At 66.7% G+C, this 16,264-nt stretch carries 15 protein-coding genes; 9 read left to right on the forward strand and 6 right to left on the reverse strand.

Annotated elements, in window-relative coordinates; translation table 11 throughout:
• Window positions 1-286 precede the first annotated feature (286 nt).
• The gene (locus G467_RS0113365; RefSeq protein WP_022970250.1) at window positions 287-757 is read left to right on the forward strand and encodes a YehS family protein; all 471 of its coding nucleotides are present in this window, start codon (window positions 287-289) and stop codon (window positions 755-757) included.
• Here G467_RS0113365 and G467_RS0113370 read toward each other — a convergent pair.
• On the reverse strand, window positions 742-1,830 hold the full coding sequence (locus tag G467_RS0113370) for an arginase family protein (RefSeq protein WP_022970251.1): 1,089 nt from the start codon (window positions 1,828-1,830) through the stop codon (window positions 742-744). The genes G467_RS0113365 and G467_RS0113370 overlap by 16 nt on opposite strands.
• A gap of 182 nt (window positions 1,831-2,012) precedes the next feature.
• The gene (locus G467_RS16890; protein WP_022970252.1) at window positions 2,013-5,045 is read right to left on the reverse strand and encodes a TonB-dependent receptor; all 3,033 of its coding nucleotides are present in this window, start codon (window positions 5,043-5,045) and stop codon (window positions 2,013-2,015) included.
• A gap of 183 nt (window positions 5,046-5,228) precedes the next feature.
• Between G467_RS16890 and G467_RS0113380 the strand changes: the two genes are divergently transcribed.
• Window positions 5,229-6,302: a sensor histidine kinase gene (locus G467_RS0113380; RefSeq protein WP_022970253.1), complete on the forward strand. Its 1,074-nt coding sequence runs from the start codon at window positions 5,229-5,231 to the stop codon at window positions 6,300-6,302.
• Entirely contained in the window at window positions 6,302-7,036 is a 735-nt protein-coding gene (locus G467_RS0113385; protein WP_162140765.1) for a LytR/AlgR family response regulator transcription factor, read from the forward strand. Before G467_RS0113380 ends, G467_RS0113385 begins: the two co-directional genes overlap by 1 nt.
• A 10-nt stretch (window positions 7,037-7,046) precedes the next feature.
• On the opposite strand, the gene G467_RS16895 is transcribed toward G467_RS0113385, so the two are convergent.
• Both G467_RS16895 and G467_RS16900 read right to left on the reverse strand, forming a co-directional pair.
• Window positions 7,047-7,946 carry a TolB family protein gene (locus G467_RS16895; protein WP_022970255.1) on the reverse strand — a complete coding sequence of 300 codons (900 nt, stop codon included), beginning with the start codon at window positions 7,944-7,946 and terminating at the stop codon, window positions 7,047-7,049.
• A gap of 125 nt (window positions 7,947-8,071) precedes the next feature.
• Window positions 8,072-9,697, reverse strand: coding sequence for an HD domain-containing phosphohydrolase (locus G467_RS16900; RefSeq protein ID WP_022970256.1), 1,626 nt, complete (start codon window positions 9,695-9,697; stop codon window positions 8,072-8,074).
• Window positions 9,698-9,830: 133 nt separating this feature from the next.
• Here G467_RS16900 and G467_RS0113400 point away from each other — a divergent pair, with 133 nt between their 5' ends.
• Together G467_RS0113400 and G467_RS18100 are read left to right on the forward strand one after the other, a co-directional pair.
• A complete protein-coding gene (locus G467_RS0113400; RefSeq protein ID WP_022970257.1) occupies window positions 9,831-10,445 on the forward strand; it encodes an adenylate/guanylate cyclase domain-containing protein in 615 nt (204 codons plus the stop codon).
• Between the two features lie 53 nt (window positions 10,446-10,498).
• Entirely contained in the window at window positions 10,499-10,657 is a 159-nt protein-coding gene (locus tag G467_RS18100) for a DUF1289 domain-containing protein (protein ID WP_245559082.1), read from the forward strand.
• A 10-nt stretch (window positions 10,658-10,667) separates the two neighbouring features.
• Here the strand turns inward: G467_RS18100 and G467_RS0113410 are convergent, their stop codons facing one another.
• Window positions 10,668-11,432, reverse strand: a complete 765-nt coding sequence (locus tag G467_RS0113410; RefSeq protein ID WP_022970259.1) for an SDR family oxidoreductase — start codon at window positions 11,430-11,432, stop codon at window positions 10,668-10,670.
• A 153-nt stretch (window positions 11,433-11,585) separates the two neighbouring features.
• Here G467_RS0113410 and G467_RS17655 point away from each other — a divergent pair, with 153 nt between their 5' ends.
• Both G467_RS17655 and G467_RS0113420 read left to right on the forward strand, forming a co-directional pair.
• The gene (locus tag G467_RS17655; protein ID WP_022970260.1) at window positions 11,586-12,533 is read left to right on the forward strand and encodes a tetratricopeptide repeat protein; all 948 of its coding nucleotides are present in this window, start codon (window positions 11,586-11,588) and stop codon (window positions 12,531-12,533) included.
• Window positions 12,500-13,459 (forward strand): hypothetical protein, encoded by a 960-nt coding sequence (locus tag G467_RS0113420; protein WP_022970261.1) that lies wholly within the window; start codon window positions 12,500-12,502, stop codon window positions 13,457-13,459. The genes G467_RS17655 and G467_RS0113420 overlap by 34 nt, the downstream gene beginning before the upstream one ends.
• Before the next feature lie 27 nt (window positions 13,460-13,486).
• On the opposite strand, the gene G467_RS0113425 is transcribed toward G467_RS0113420, so the two are convergent.
• Entirely contained in the window at window positions 13,487-14,326 is an 840-nt protein-coding gene (locus G467_RS0113425; protein ID WP_022970262.1) for an alpha/beta hydrolase, read from the reverse strand.
• Between the two features lie 146 nt (window positions 14,327-14,472).
• Here G467_RS0113425 and G467_RS0113430 point away from each other — a divergent pair, with 146 nt between their 5' ends.
• Together G467_RS0113430 and G467_RS0113435 are read left to right on the forward strand one after the other, a co-directional pair.
• Window positions 14,473-14,991 carry an RNA polymerase sigma factor gene (locus tag G467_RS0113430; protein WP_022970263.1) on the forward strand — a complete coding sequence of 173 codons (519 nt, stop codon included), beginning with the start codon at window positions 14,473-14,475 and terminating at the stop codon, window positions 14,989-14,991.
• Window positions 14,988-16,259 carry a hypothetical protein gene (locus G467_RS0113435; protein WP_022970264.1) on the forward strand — a complete coding sequence of 424 codons (1,272 nt, stop codon included), beginning with the start codon at window positions 14,988-14,990 and terminating at the stop codon, window positions 16,257-16,259. Before G467_RS0113430 ends, G467_RS0113435 begins: the two co-directional genes overlap by 4 nt.
• The last annotated feature ends 5 nt before the right edge of the window (window positions 16,260-16,264 follow it).

Below are 16,264 nucleotides of genomic sequence, written 5' to 3' on the forward strand. Positions count from 1 at the left end.
CCGTTGCAAGGGTCGTCCCGCAAGACTAGCACTCACGAAGCACTACGCACCCTGAACACCGCAGCGGCCATGGCGCGCCGCAGCAGCTACTGCGCCGCGCGATCTTCTGAATCTAGGTGCGGCGTTCGGTCAGGCTCCCTTGCCTGCGCCATTCGACCAAGCCGGTAACGTGCGGCGACTCGAATGGCGCAGGCAAGGGGGCCTGACCGATGGTCTTTCACGCGAATCCACTGCACGCCCACCCAAACGCGCCTAAACTGGCGCCCTTCCCGACCGACCGACGACCATGATCAACAACGACGTCATGCGCAGCATCCGCTACATGCTCGACCTGAGCGACAGCAAGATCGTCGAGATCACCCAGGATGCGGATGCGGCTTTCGCGATCGATAAGGCGGCCGTGCAGTCCTACCTGAAGAAGGACGGCGAAGAAGGTTACGTGGAATGCGGTGACGCCGTGCTCGCGCATTTCCTCGATGGCCTGGTGTTCCACTATCGCGGCAAGGATCCCGACCGCCCGGCCCGCCCGGTGGAAAAGCGCATCACCAACAATCTGGTGCTGAAGAAGTTGCGCGTCGCCTTCGAACTCAAGGATGTCGACATGCACGAGATCTTCGATGCCGCCGGTTTTCCGGTGTCGAAGCCGGAACTGTCGGCGCTGTTCCGTCAGCCCGATCACAAGAACTTCCGCCTGTGCGGCGATCAGATGCTGCGGAATTTCCTGAAGGGCCTGACCTTGCGCTATCGCGGCGGCTGAGCCGCGGCGGCCAGCGTGAGGCGATGCAGGGCCACCAGTTCGTCCTGCGCCAGCGTCGGACCGAGATAGCCGCCTGCCAGCACGAAAGCGAGCGGCAGTTTCCGTTGCCGCGCCCAATCGAAAACCATCCGCTCGCGTTCACCGAGCACCGCCGCATCGATGCCGGCCAGTCCGCCGACCGGGCAGCCTTCGTGTGGATCCATGCCGGCGTTGTACAGGCACAGGTCGAAGCGATCGCCGTCGAGTGCGGCCAGACGTCGCGAAATCGTGGGCAGGTAGGCGTCGGCACTCGTTACCCGGTCCAGGGTGTTGGCACCGAGCGGCAGGTAGGCGTCGAAACCGTCGACGGCGACGTCGACGATCCGCACCGCGGGATGTTCGCCGAGCAAGGAATGCGTGCCGCCGCCGCAGTGCGCATCGAAATCCAGGATCAGCACGCGCTTCGCCTTCCCGGCGAGCGCCTGCAGCGCGGCGATGACCAGGCCGTTGAAGGTGCAGAATCCGGCGCCGTGATCGCGACGCGCATGATGCAGGCCGCTCGCGAGCGCCCCGGCGATGCCGCCGGTCGCCAGCGCCGCGCGTGCTGCCGCCACGGCACCGCCATTCGAGGCCACTACCATCGGCCACAGGGCGGCGTCCCAGGGAAATCCCTGCGACTGCGCCAAGTCGCGCGGCTCGCCCGTGCGCACCGCCTCCACGTAGGCCGGCGCGTGCACGGCGAGTACCTCGTCTGCCGTCAGCGCGTCATGCGTCGTCAGTTGCAGGCCGGGAATCGGCGCCTCGATCAAGGATTGCGCGACCCAGGCTGCCTTGCGCGTGGTTTCGAACGCATGCGCGGCGCCGACGTAGGCCGACGTGTAGAAGAGGGAAACCGGCGCGCGTCCGCGCGGCAGCGGCTCGCTCGGGGTGGCGATCGCGTCCTGCGACCCTTCGGATGCCGACGCTGCGGATCGCCACCACCAGGCGCCACCCGCGGCGGCAACGGCCGCGCCGGCCAAGGTCAGCAAGGCGCTGCGACGGGACGGATCCGGTCGTGTGCCCGTCGTTTGATCGTCGTCGGCGGGTCGGGCCATCGTGCGAAGTCCCTTGGGCGTTCGCGCCGATCATCGGCCAAAAAAAGAAGGCGGCCAAGCCGTCTGTGGGTTCCGGGTGCGCAGCGCGCGAAAAAGACCTTGCCGGCGCCGGGGTTGAACACCGGCAAGGAGCCCATCGCACTTGGCGCTGGGGGACATGGCCCCGGCGCTCGCCTCGTCCGTCAGAAGTCGTACTGCACCATGAAGCGGAACGACCGCGCCGCCTGGAAGTTCGTCGGCGCCTTGTAGGTCGTGGAGAACTGCGACTCGCCCGCCGAGTTTTCGCCGAACTCCGACACCGAGGTCACGGCGTGCTCGTTGAGCAGGTTGAACACGTCGGCCTTGAAGGTCAGGCGACCTTCGGCGAACGCCGGTCGGTAGGCGATGTTCAGATCCAGCGACCGCGACCAGGGCGTGCGTCCGGAGCGACCGCGACCGCGCACCGTCGCGCCGTTATCGCCGTCGCCATCGGCGGTCGACTGCGTGCGCAGGTTGTCGCAGGAGAAGTAGCTGTTGCCGTAGATCGACGTATTGGTGCCGCCCAGATAGCCGAAGCAGTTGATCGGACGACCCGACTGCACCAGCACGCTCGCGCCGATCGACCACTGCGGATTGATCTCGTAGTTGCCATAGAGCTTGAGCGTGTGGCGGCGATCGTTGGGCAGGTCGCCGTCCGCGCCGATCATCAGCTCGGGATAGTCGAAGTCCTGCGTGGTGCCGGTGTCCTGCTGGCCGATATCGGACTTGATGCCGCCTTCGGTATTGCCCGAGCTCTTGGCCCAGGTGTAGGAGCCCTGGAAGAAGAAGTCCTGCCACTGGCCTTCGGCGAAGAACTCCACCGCCTTGTACGTGCGGCGTGCCTTGGGACCGAGCACGGCGGCGGGGATCACGATACGTTCGAAGGTGCCGTCGTTGTCGACGTCGACGTTGAAGATGCCGTCGGAGCCGGGGTTGTACAGATGGCAGAACGCGAAGCGCGGGTTGATCGGATCGAAGGCCAGGCCGTGGTCCATCGCGTATTCGAAGATCGGTCGCACGTCGCACTGATCGTCGATCGCGCGCTTGAGATTGCGGTAGATGCCGCGCACGCCGCCGGACAGATGGTCGGTGATCTGCGTCTGGAAGCCCAGGATGTACTCGTCCTGATACATCGGCTCGAGGTTCTCCGACGCGATGCCGCGCGGATCCTTGGCCAGACCAAACTCGTTGTTGAGATAGCGCGTCGGGCAGCCGCCGCAGTTGGGATTGCCGACATTGACCGCACCGATCGGCGCTCCCGTGGTCGGATCCACGCCGGTGTAGGTGTAGTACTCCTCGCTGAACAGCGACTTCGACGCACCGCGCACGGCGACGGTTGCCGTCAACGGCAAGGCGTAGCGACCGGCATTGCCAAAGATCTTGAAGCGGCCGTCGCCGTTGACGTCCCAGGACAGACCCAGGCGCGGACCGAACTGGTTGTCGATCTTGACGAAGGCCTGGCCATCGCCGTTCTTGTTCTCGAAGCTGTCCCAGCGCAGGCCGACATAGGCGAGGAAATTGGCCGTGACCTGCCACTTGTCCTCGATGTAGAAGGCCTTGGAATCGACCTCGACGCCGGCGCCGGTCTGGAACACGCGCTTGCGCACGCGATTCATGCCCGCGAGCGGACCGGCGGTCAGCGGATTCTCGTACTGCCAGGCCGCGCCGCCTTCCAGCGACTGCGCATCGAAACTCTCGAAGGTGTCGGCGTCGTAGCCGAAGCGCAGCAGGTGATCGCCCAGCTGCCATTCCGCGTCCAGGCGCGTCTGGTTGCGCTCGTCCTTGGACCGCGTCGAACCGAGCAGGCCGATGAAGCTGCAGTTCGGAATCGCATTGCCCAGGGCCGCGCCCGTGCGGATGTCGGTGATGACCGGGCAACCGCCGATCGGACCGCCGACATTGCCCAGGTATTCCTGGCGAATGCCGTTGGCGGTGATGCCGAAGTTGCTGCGCCGCGACTCGCCATTACCCACCAGGGCCGACAAGGTGAAGTTGTCGCTGAGATAGCCGGTGTACTTGAGCGAGAACACCTTGCCGCCGACATCGTTGTAGATCGTGCCCAGGCGCGCGCCACGGCCGATGCCGAGCGTGTCGGGCTGCGTGGTGAATACGTCGGACTCGGTCTTGTTGGTGTCGGAGAAGCCGGTCAGCTCGAGCAGGTGGCTGTCGCTGATGTTCCAGTCCATCTTCAGCAGCCAGTTCGGCGTGCGTGCGTCGGCGGAATTGTTGTTGGAGCTGGCGACGCCGCCGTAAGTCTCGGTGCCGGTGGTGCGGCCGTACTGCAACAGCGCATAGGCGAACAGGCGATCGCGGATCAAGGCGCCGCTGGCCCAGACCGAGGCGGTGGTCTGCGTGCCGGGGCGGTTGCGGCTGTTGTCGGCGAGCAGGGTCGGCTGCCGCAGCACGGTCGGATCGGGCTGCACGTCGATGCCGCCAGCCGAATACACATTCGGATTGCGCCCGGTCAGCGAGGACGGCGTGATGAACAGATTGCCGCCGGCGTGGAATTCGTTGCTGCCGCGACGCGTGACCAGGTTGATCACGCCGCCGGTCGAGCGACCGAACTCGGCGCCGTAGCCGCCGGTCTTGATCTGCTGTTCGGCGATCGCCTCGTAAGGCACCTGGCCGAAGTTGAGGTTGCGGAACGAGTTGGTGATGTTGAAGCCATTGACGAAATACGCGTTCTCGGCAACCGAAGAACCGCCGAACGACGCGAGATTGCCGAAGGCGGCATCGCCGCGCACCGTGCCCGGCGCGAGCAGGGCGACATTGGTGATGTTGCGACCGACCGGAATTCGCGCGACCTGTTCGGCGGTCAGGATCGTGGTCGACTCGACCGAATACACGTCGATCGCATTGATGCTGCCATCGCCCTTGACTGTCACGCCGGCGACGTCGGTCGCCTGCGCCGTGCCGCCGATGGTGACATTCACCTCGTGCGTCTGGCCCTGCGTGGTGACCTTGTACGTGCCCGTCGGCAGCGCGCCCAGGCGATAACTGCCGTCGGCGCTGGCGGTGATCTCGCGCCGGAAGCCGGTCGCGGGATTTTCGATGGTCACGGTCGCACCCGCGTCAGTGACGCCGGCGATCGAGCCGGTCGAGTTCGATTGCGCCATCGCGGTACCCGCCAGGCAGGCGCCCAGTGCTACCGCGAGTGTGCTCAGACGCAGCCGTTTGCTGATGATGGACTTGCTCATCGTTCCTGCCCTCTCCCCCGATTGAATGATTGGTCATCGCCCTGCCCTGCGGCAGTGGTCGCGGCACCACGCTCGTTCCGGCGCTGCCTGCGGGCAAGCGCTCTGGGACGAACCGCCCGGTGTCGGGGACGAAAGCGTCCCGGCGCTATTGCGGCGGCCGGGGCCGGGCGTTAGCGTGAGACCATGAATCGCAAGACGCTGACGCTGTGCTTGGTCGTGTGCATCTGGTGGACCCTCAACGGGCTCGCCACCGCCGCGCAATGGATGAAAATGACCGGCGCCGATGGCCATCCGGTGCCGTGGACGCAGGCGATGCCGGCCAGCATGATCGGCGCCTGGGGCTGGATCCCGCTGACACTGGGTCTGCTCTGGCTCGCGCGTCGCCATCCGATCGTGCCGGGACGCGTCGCGCGTGCGGTGGCGGTGCACGCCGCGGCGATCACCGCGATCGTGGTGATCCGCGCGTTGTTCATCTACACGCTCGATCCCTGGCTGCACTGGTACGACGCGCCACCGGCCTTCGCCGAGGTGCTCGTGCAGAGCGTGTGGAACAACCTGTTCCAGGGCTGGCTGATGGTCGCGGCCGCGCATGCGCTTTTTTTCAGCGAACGCGCGCGCGAACGCGAACGGCAGGCGACCTTGCTGCAATCGCAACTCGCCGACGCACGCCTGGCGGCGCTCGCGTCGCAGCTCAATCCGCATTTCCTGTTCAACGCGCTCAACTCCATCGCCGAACTCGTGCATCGCGACGCCGATGCGGCCGACCGCATGATCGTCGGTCTGAGCGCCTTGCTGCGCAGCAGCCTGGACAAGGCCGGCACGCAGGAAGTGGCTCTGCAGGAAGAACTGCGCCTGCTCGGCTACTACCTCGACATCGAAAAAACGCGCCTCGGCCAACGCCTGCAGGTCGACTGGGCGGTCGCACCGGAAACGCTGTCCGCGCATGTGCCGCCGCTGGTCCTGCAGCCGCTGGTCGAGAATGCCGTGCGTCATGGCATCAGCCAGCGCCTCACGCCCGGACAGATCACCGTGCGCGCCCGTCGCGAACGTGACCGCCTCGTGCTCGAAGTCGAAGACAGCGGCGGCGCCGTCGGCGCCACGGCCAGCGCCGGCCACGGCGTCGGACTGGCCACGACACGCGCGCGCCTCGAAGGCCTGTACGGCCATGACTACAGTTTTCAACTGCTGCAGGATCCCGAACACGGCACCCTGGTGCGGCTGACCATTCCGTTTCGCAAACTGCGTGAGGCCGCATGATGTCGCGATTGCGCGCGGTCATCGCCGACGACGAACCGCTCGCGCGCGCGCGCCTGCTGCGCCTGCTGAGCCAATTCGAGGACGTCGAAGTCGTCGCCGACTGCGCCAGCGGCGGCGAAGCGATCGCGGCACTGCAGCTGCAGCGACCGGACGTGGTGTTCCTGGACATCCAGATGCCGGACCTGGACGGCTTCGACGTGCTCGAGTCGCTGCCCAAGCCCGAGCGCCCGCATGTCGTGTTCGTTACCGCGCATTCCGAGCATGCCGTGCGCGCGTTCGGTGCGCGCGCCGTCGACTATCTGCTCAAGCCGGTATCGGCCGAACGCCTGCGCCAGGCGGTGGAACGCGTGCGTCCGCTGCCGCCGGCCGATGCCAGCGTGCCCGTACGCGACTATCCGGCACGCATCGCGGTGCCGGTCGGCTTACGCATCCAACTGGTGCCGACCGACGAGATCGACTACATCAGCGCGCATGCCAACTACGCCGAGCTGCATCTGGGCACGCGTGCGCTGGTGCTACGCGAGACGATGGCGCATCTGGAGTCGCGACTGGATCCGCGCCGTTTCCTGCGCGTGCACCGCTCGCGCATCGTCCGGCTCGACGCGATCGTCGATGTCGAATCGCAATCCTCGGGACAGTTCCTGCTGCGGCTCAAATGCGGCACGCGACTGGCCACCGGCCGCAGCTACCATCCGCGCATCCGCACGGCCCTGGGCCTCGAAGCCGGCGGGTAAGCGGGGCGCCTCACTCCGCGGGCAATACCAGCGGCACGCGGTTGAAATCGCCGTTGCGACCGGCTTCATCGGGATTGCGCACGAAGATCAGCTGCTGCTCGGGCCACAGCACGGTCGGATGGAAATCGTCCTTGACCGAATTCACGCAGGGGCCGAGATTCTTCGCCGGCGTGAATACGCCATCGCGCAGCCGGCTCACGTAGATGTCGCCATAACCCAGACCGTCGGGACGGTTGAGTCCGACGAACAGCAGCGTTTTGCCATTCGGTGAAATCTCGGGATTGAATTCCCAGTAGTCGGGCGTGTTCACGCCCGCGCCCAGACGTTCCGGCGCGCCGTAGTGCCCGGCGGCGTCGCGATGGCTGCGCCAGACGTCGAATTGACCGCCACGATTGCTGCCGAAGTACAGCGTGCCGTCGTTGTCGACGCTGGGGTAGAGCTCTTCGTCCTCGCTGTTCACGTCCATGCCCAGATGCTCGGGCGCGCTCCAGCCATCGGCGGTGCGCCGGACCATCCACAGGTCGGGCTCCTTGCGCGGTTCGCCGTTCACCGGTCGCTTGGACGAAAAGAACAGCAGCGAGCCATCGGGCGAGAACGCGGGATCGAAATCGACGTATTTCCCCGAGAACGGCGCCACTTCCGGCGTCGACCAGCCTTCGCCCACGCGATGCGAGAGCAGGATCGTGCCGGTCGGTTCGGGCGGCAGGAATTCCTTGCTGTTGTGCCACAGCGCGAGATCGCGCGAGGGCGACAGCGCCAATCGCCATTCCCACATCGCCTCGGTGGAGATCACCCCGGGCGCAAAGGTCTGCGGTGCGACGCAAGCCGGCTCGGCGGCGGTACACAGGCCGCTGGCGACCAGGGCGAACGGAAGAACGAGGGCGATCACGCCGGGCTTGCGAACAGTCATGCCAGTGGTCCACGCGATGAGAAGTCTTTCGCAACCTCACATCGCGATCCGGACTGGTCAAGCGCGCTGGGACGGAATGCGCGATTGGCAGGATGAGTGCGCGGGCGGCGGGCAACCGCCGCGGATCACGGCGGCGGCGCGTCGGCCGCGATCATCCACTCGGCGAGTTCGGCGCTCACGCCGGGCATGCGCGGCCAGTCGATCACGTCGATCTGCGCCGGCTCCAGGAACCGCTCCGCGTAGTCGAGATACACGCGCTCGCGCAGGAAGATGTCGAACAGATCCGGATCGACATGGCCTTCAAGTTTCATATGCCCGAGGATGCGCAGCGATTCGGACAGGGTCTTGCCGGGTTTGTAGGGACGATCGCGCGCGGTCAGCGCCTCGAAGATGTCGGCAATGCCCATGACCCGGGCCGGAATGCTCATCTGCTCGCGCGTGAGTCCTTTCGGATAGCCCTTGCCGTCCATGCGTTCGTGGTGACCGCCGGCGTATTCGGGCACCTGGGTCAGATGCGGCGGCCAGGGCAGCGCTTCGAGCAGGCGGATCGTCATGACGATGTGGTGATTGATGATTTCGCGCTCGGCGCGCGTGAGCGTGCCGCGGCGGATCGTCAGGTTCTCGAGCTCGTCGGCGGACAGGAACTTCTGCGCAACGCCGCCGTGCGGCACCCAGATCTCGTCGGCGATGCGCTCGATGTCCTTGACCTTGGCTTCGTCCATGAATTCGCCGCCGGTGTTGGCGGTGCGCACCCGCTCCCGGTCGGCAAGCAGCTGTTTCACGCGGTCGGCATAAGCGGCCTCGTCGATGTCGCCGGTGAGCTGCGCGATCCGGGCGTCGCGCAGCAAGACTTCGAACCGCGTATCAACGAGCGCGATACGGTCGAACAGGGTTTCGAGCTTGGTCGCTTTGTCGACCACATGCACGGGCGTCGTGATCTTGCCGCAGTCGTGCAGCAGGCCGGCGATCTTGAGCTCGTAACGATCGGCATCGGTCATCGTGAAATCGGCGAGCGGCCCGTCGGTGTTGCGCGCGGCAGCATCGGCCAGCAGCGAGGTCAGTACCGGTACGCGCTCGCAATGTCCGCCGGTGTACGGCGATTTTTCGTCGATCGCGGTATTGACCAGGCTGATCAGTGACTCGAACAAGGTCTCGAGCTGTTCGACCAGCTGCCGGTTGTTGAGCACGATCGCCGCCTGCGAGGCCAGCGACTCCACGAGCTGCTGGTCGGCATGCGAAAATGCACGCACGACGCCGTCGTGGTCCTTGGCATTGATCAGCTGCAACACGCCGATCACCGCGCCGCTGTGATCCTTCATCGGCACGGTCAGGAAGGACTGCGAGCGGTAACCGGTTTTCTGGTCGAAGGCGCGCGTGCCGGAAAAATCGAAGCCGTCGGCCGCGTAGGCATCGGGGATGTTGATCGTCTGGCCGGACAGCGCCGCATGCGCGACCACCATCGAATCGTTCGGGCTGCCGTCGGCGTCGTACAAAGGCAGGGGTGCGAAGTTGATGGTCTTGCCGTGTTTGCCGCCCATGAAATAACCGAGCGTGTCGTTGCGCAGTACCTCGAACACCAGGGTCTCGCCCTTGACGCGATACAAGGTGCCGCCATCGGCGTCGGCGAAATCGCGCGCCGCCTCCAGGATCCGTTCGAGCAGGCTGGCCAGATCGCGTTCGGACGACAGGGCCACGCCGATGGCGTTGAGCGTTTCCAGCCGGCTGAGGATCTCGTCTTCTTCCTGGGTCATGGGCAGGCGATTCGATGGCGACAGAAGACAAAGACTACGCCTGCCGCCGGCGCTTGGAAAATCCGGGCCGGGCGATTGTTGACCCCGCGCCCACCCTCGGCCATGGTGTTCACCTTCATCCGCGGTGGTGGCCATGACCGATCTGTCCGCCCGATTCCAGGAACAGTTGCTGCAGTACTCGCAGGAGCCCGACCCGGCCCGCCGGCAGGCGCTCGAGCAGGCACTGTGGCGCGAGTACGGTGCGGACCGTGCGGTGCTGGTGCTGGACATGTCCGGGTTTTCCGAACTCTCCAACCGCTACGGCATCGTGCACTACCTGTCGATGGTGCGACGCATGCAGCTCACCGCCGAGCCGATCATCGGCCGCTACCGCGGCACCCTGGTCAAGTTCGAGGCGGACAATTGTTTCGCGATGTTTCCCGAGGTCGCCGCGGCGATCCAGGCGGCTTTCGATCTCAATGCCGCGTTCGGCGAAGCCAACGACCTCACCCCCGACGAACTCGACATCCGCATCGCCTGCGGCATCGATTTCGGGGCGATCCTCGTGCTGCCGGGACAGGATTTCTTCGGCAATGCGGTCAACCGCGCCTGCAAGCTCGGCGAGGATCTCGCCGCCGCCGGCGAAGTCCTCATCACGCAGGAAGCGATGGCGCGCCTGCCGGACGATCATGGCTTCGTGGGCAATCGTGTGCAGTTCGACGGCTCGGGCATCCGCATCGAGGCGTTTGCCGTGACGCGACGCGCGTGAACGAGCCGCCGCTGCGACCGGTGCCGCGGGACCCCCGCCCGGACTCGCCCTGCGTGCGCAATTGCTGTCTGGACGAAAGCGACGTCTGCCTGGGCTGCGGCCGCCATATCGACGAAATCCTGCGCTGGCAGCAGGCGACGGCAGAAGAGCGCACGACCATCCTCGGCCTCGCCGCCGATCGTCGCGCTCTGCGGGACCGGCGTTTGCGCTGAGCGCGGCGGCTCAGACCACGGTCATCGCGCCATCGACGGTGAGCTGGTGGCCGGTGACAAAACCCGAGGCCTCCGACGACAGCCACAGCACGGCGCTCACGACATCCCCGATCTCGCCCAGGCGTCCGATCGGATGCATGCGCACGAGGCTTTCCTCCCAACCGGTTTCGCGCGCGAGTGCCCGCTCGAGCATCGCCGTGCGGATCACGCCCGGGCAGACCGAATTCACGCGGATGCCCTTCTTGCCGTATTCCGCGGCGGCGCTCTTGGTCAGGCCGACGACGGCGTGTTTGCTCGCGGCGTAGATCGCGTGTTTGGGTGCGCCGACCAGGCCGGCGACGGAAGCGGTGTTGACGATCGTGCCGCCGCCCTGGCGCAGCATCTGGCCGATCTCGTGTTTCATGCACAGCCATACGCCCTTGACGTTGATCGCCATCATGCGGTCGAACAGGGCTTCGTCGGAGTCGGCCAAGCGCTGGTGTTCGAGTTCGACCCCGGCGTTGTTGAATGCACAGTCGAGCCGGCCGTAGGTCGCGACCGTGGTGGCGACGAGCGCCTCGACGTCCGCGGCGACGGCGACATCGGCGCGCACGAAAATCGCGCGGCCACCGGCCTGGACGATGTCCTGGGCGGTCTGCTCGCCAGCGGCGACATCGATATCGGACACGACGACGTTCGCCCCGGCCGCGCCGAAGGCCAGGGCGACGCCCCGCCCGATACCACTGGCTGCGCCCGTCGCCAGAACCGTCTTGCCCGCAAAAGATGGAGTGGTCACGCACAATCTCCCTGGCCGCAGACGGCGGCCGTGATCATTCGATCATACCCAGCCGGGCCGCCGGCCGGCAGCCGGGCCCGGGCTGCAAGACGGTTTTTTTGGGTGTAGTGTGCTGCCGTCACCGTCACCGTCACCGTCACCGGGAGAGCTGTCATGTTCCGTTCCGTGAAACTGGCTTCGATCGTGTTTGGCTCGGTGGTGCTGTTGACGGCCCCCGTTGTTCTCGCCAGCGGCTCGCCTTCCGGCGGTACGACGGCTGCGAGCCCGCGCCCTAGCATGAGCGCGCCGGATTTCGACGTGAACGTCGAATTCAAGAAAGGCGTCGAAGCCCTGCAGGCGCAGCAGTTCAAGGAAGCCGACCGCGCGTTCGGCCGCGTGCTCGAGGTCATTCCGCGCGACGCCAACACCAATTTCCTGCAGGGCATGGCCCGCGCCGGCCTGGGCAAGCCCAAGGACGCGCGCCGCTACTACGAAAAGGCCATCAAGTACGACGACAACCTGATCCTCGCGCACCAGGAGCTGGGCATCACCCTGGCCAAGCTCGGCGAAACCGACAAGGCCAAGGCCGTGCTCGAAGACCTGAAAAAACGCGCCGCCGTCTGCGCAAACACCTGCCCTCAGGCTGGCGATCTCGCTGTGGCAGTGCCGGCCGTGGAAGCGGCGCTCGGTGCCGCACCGCCGACCTCGCAGGTCGCGCCGAGCACGGCGGACTTCCTGTTCGCCAGCGCCGAGCGCGGCGACAACGCGTATCTGGATGCGGTCGCTCTGATCAACCAGAAGCGCTACGAAGACGCCATCGTTGCGCTCAACACGTCCGCGCGCGTGCTCGGCCCGCATCCGGACATCCTCACCTACCTGGGTTTCGCCAATCGCAAGCTCGGTCGTTATGAGCTCGCCGAAAGTTATTACCGGCAGGCGCTCGACGCGGCGCCCGGTCATCTGGGCGCGACCGAGTATTACGGCGAACTCATGGTCGAACGCGGCGATCTGGCCGGCGCGCGCCGCATGCTCGCCAAACTCGAGCACAGCTGCCGATTCGGCTGCGCCCAGGCCGACGAATTGCGCCGATGGATCACGGCCGCCACGCCCGACGCCTCCTGATCGGTGGCTGGCTCGCGGGCGTCGCGCTGATCGCGGCGGCCGCGACACAGTCGCCGCTGCGCGCGGCGCGCTGGTTGCCGGCCGATCGCCAGGCGCAAGCGCTCGCCCAGGAACCGAGCGAATGCCTGACGCCGGCCGCGAATGCGGCAGAAGCGCAACGCATCGCGATCGGACGCGCCGCCTTCCGCACACCCCTGCTGCTCGGTGGCCAGGCCGCGCGCGTTGGGCTGTCGTGCAGCAGTTGTCATCGCAACGGGCGCGGTAACCCGGATTTTTCCTTTCCGGGATTTTCGGGACCGCCGGGCACGGCGGATGTCACCTCGTCGCTGATGAGTTCGCATCGTGGCGACGGCGTGGACAATCCGACACCGATTCCCGATCTCAGCGGCCCGCCGCAGGCGTTGAAGATTTCCCGCGATCCGGCGACGCGTGCGCTGGAAAATTTCATCCGTGGCTTGATCGTCGAGGAGTTCGACGGTCCGGAGCCGAGCACCGCAACGCTTGACGGCCTGGCGATCTATGTCCGCGCTCTGTCGCCGCAGGCCTGTCCGGCGGAACCTGTGCAGGCGATCGATCTTGCGCATGCGCTGTCGGATGCGCGCGCGGCCGCCGTCGCCGCGCAATCCGCACTCGCGGCAAAAGACGCCGTCACGGCGCGCCTGATGGTCGCCAGTGCGCGCTCGGCGCTGGGCCGGATCGACGAACGTTACGCGGGGCAGGCGCTTGCTGCCGATCGCGAGGGCGTGCGTGAAGCGGACCAGGAACTCGCGCAGATCCAGCTGGCCATCGACAGCCGGCGCGCGAACACTTCCTTGCGAATCACCGCCTGGCTCGCCGCCATGCCGCGCTGGACCGCCGCACTGGAACGCGACGAAGCCCAGTCCCTGTTCAACGCGCAGCGTCTCGCCACCACCGCGGCGAACTGACGCGCCTGTTCGGCGACCGGCGACGACTCAAGCGCGCGTGTCGAGCCAGCGCGTGAGCGCGGCGATGACCGTGTCGCGTTCGGGTTCGTTGAAGATTTCGTGGAACATCGCCGGGAAAACCTGCGTCTGCACGACCGCTGCCGGCGCGGCCGCCGAGAATGCCGCACTGCCCGCCGGCGACACGCAGCGATCGCTACCCGCGTACAGCAACAGCGTCGGCAGGCGCCACTGCGTTGCCTGCGCTTGCACCCATGCGCCGCCATCGAGAATGAAGCGCACCAGACGCGGCGAAATGCGGTCGTGCACATAGGGATCGCTGCGATACGCCTGCACGACCGTGGGGTCACGCGATATCCAGGCTGGCTTGAGTCCATTGTTGACCGGCAGGTTCGGCGCCAGCGGCCCCAGCAAGGCAAGCAGGCCTCTCTGCAGACGGCTCATGCCCGGATCCAGGGCCGGTGAGCTCAGCACGAGCGCGCTGACTGCGCGATACCAGGACGCGCGATCTTCGGCGAACTCCTCGGCGACGAAGCGCGCGCAGATCAAGCCGCCCATGCTGTGCCCGAGCAGGATCAGCGGCGCCGGCGCGGTGGCACGCACATGATCGATGACCTGCGCGAGATCCTGCAGCAGATCATCGGCCTGTCTCAGCCGTCCTTTTGGACCCGTGCTGCGGCCGTGACCGCGCTGGTCGTAACCGACCACATTCCAGCCCTGCGCATTGAGCACAGCGGCCAGGCCGGCGTAGCGACCGATATGCTCGCCCAGCCCATGCACGATCAGCACCGTGCCGCGGCGCTCGCCGCCGGCGGGCCATTGCTCCAGATGCAGGGTGAGGTTGTCGCGCGTACGCAGGGTGTCGTGCATGGCCCAGTGTAGCCAATGACCACGCGCGTTCGGCGTGATGCCCGGGCGGCGGTTTCCCCGCATCCGGACCCGTGTGATATTTCGGCCTCGATGGGCGAATAACGCTTGTAGAGCCAGCCTGGCCCCTTCCCGAGCCCCCGGAGCGCATGAGCCAACCCACCGACCCCGACCGCTTCCTTGCACAGCTCGAGCAGCACAAAGGCATCCTCTACACGGTCGCCAATGCCTACTGCCAGCGGCGCGAGGATCGCGGCGATCTCATCCAGGAAATGGTCGTCGAACTATGGCGCGCGTATCCGTCGTTCGACGGCCGCGCGGCGTTTTCGACCTTCATGCACCGCATCGCGGTGAACGTGGCGATTTCGGTGTTCCGCGGCGAAAGCCGGCGCATCCGCGATGCCTTGCCGATCGAGGAGTTCGGCATGGACCTGGCCGCTGCCGACCGCGTGCGCGATGCCGACAGCGACGATCTGCACGCCCTGCACCAGCTGATCTCGCGCCTGGACGAAACCAATCGCGCCTTGATCCTGCTTTATCTCGAAGGCTACGGGCAGGACGACATCGCCGAGATGATCGGCCTGACGGCGACCAATGTCGCCACGCGCATCAATCGCATCAAACAGAGGCTGCAGCGCGACTACGCCGCCTCGGAGGACTTCGCATGACCGGACTCGATCTCGACGCGCTGCGCGGCCGCTGGGCCGCCAGCCAGCGCAAGCAGGACGAACAACTCACGCTGGACGTCGCGGCCGTGCGTGCCGCACTGGCCGGTCGCACGACGGCGGCGTTCCGTCGGCATTCGCGCTGGCTGCTTGCCGGTCTGGTGGCGGGCAGCGCGTGCCTGGCGCTGTTGCTCGCCTTTGTCGTGTCGCACCGCCACGACGCGGTCTACCTGCTCGCTTCCCTGCCCCTGCTCGCCCTGGTGCTCGCCGAACTTGTCGTCGATGTGCGCCAGTGGCGCGACATCGCGCAGCTGGACCTGTCCGCACCCGTGCTGCAGGTGCGCGCGCGGCTCGACGCCGTGCGTACACGGCGTCTGGCGATGACCCGATGGATCCTGCTGACCTCGGTGGGTCTGTGGCTGCCGGCAATCGCGGTGACGCTCAAGGGCCTGTTCGGTGCGGATCTGTTGCGCGGTCTGCATCCGAGCGTGGTCTGGGTGAATCTCGCGGTCGGTTTGCTCTTCATTCCGATCGCCTGGGCGATCGCGCGCTGGATCAGCCGGCGCTATGCCACGCGTCCGGGCTATGAAAGCTTTCTCGACGACGCGGCTGGCCGCAGCTGGAGTCAGGCGCGCCACGCCTTCGACGCCAACCAGCGTTTCGAAGACACGCTCGAGGCGGGCGGCGCCGAACTCGCGCTGCACAAGACCCGCACGCACGCCGCCCTGCCCGCCGAACTCGCGTCGCCCCTGCGCGCGCTCAAGCGCCGGCTGCAGCTCGCGGTCGCCGTGTTCTCGGTGCTGCTGCTGGCCAATGGTCTGTTCAATGCCCTGCACGGCGGCGACGCGGCGGTCCTGGTGCCGAGCATCAGCCTGCATCTGGTCTGGGTGATCAACATGGTCGCGGCCTGCGTGCATCTGGCGCGTGTGGCAAGGCTCGACTTCGCGGCATCGGATGCGGTGCTGCGCGAGCAGCTGCTCGCACTGGCCTCGCTGCGCGCCCGGGTCGGACGCGCGATGCTGGCGGCATCGCCGGTGCTCGGGCTGCTGCTGGCTCAGGTGCTGGTCGAGGCGGTCGCGCACACGAATCTGCTTTTGTCCGTATCGGCGTGGCCGCGCGGGGCGATCCTCGTCGTGGCGGTGCTCGCGAGTGCCTGGCTGATCCGTCGGGCCGGACGCGACCCGGTGGGCTTCTTGCCCGGCGCGGTGAACGCGCTGAGCTTCGGCGCGATCGGCCGCACGCAGGCCCTGCTGGCCAAACTGCCGGACTGAGCACA

This window comes from Arenimonas oryziterrae DSM 21050 = YC6267 (genome assembly GCF_000420545.1).
Lineage (GTDB): Bacteria > Pseudomonadota > Gammaproteobacteria > Xanthomonadales > Xanthomonadaceae > Arenimonas > Arenimonas oryziterrae.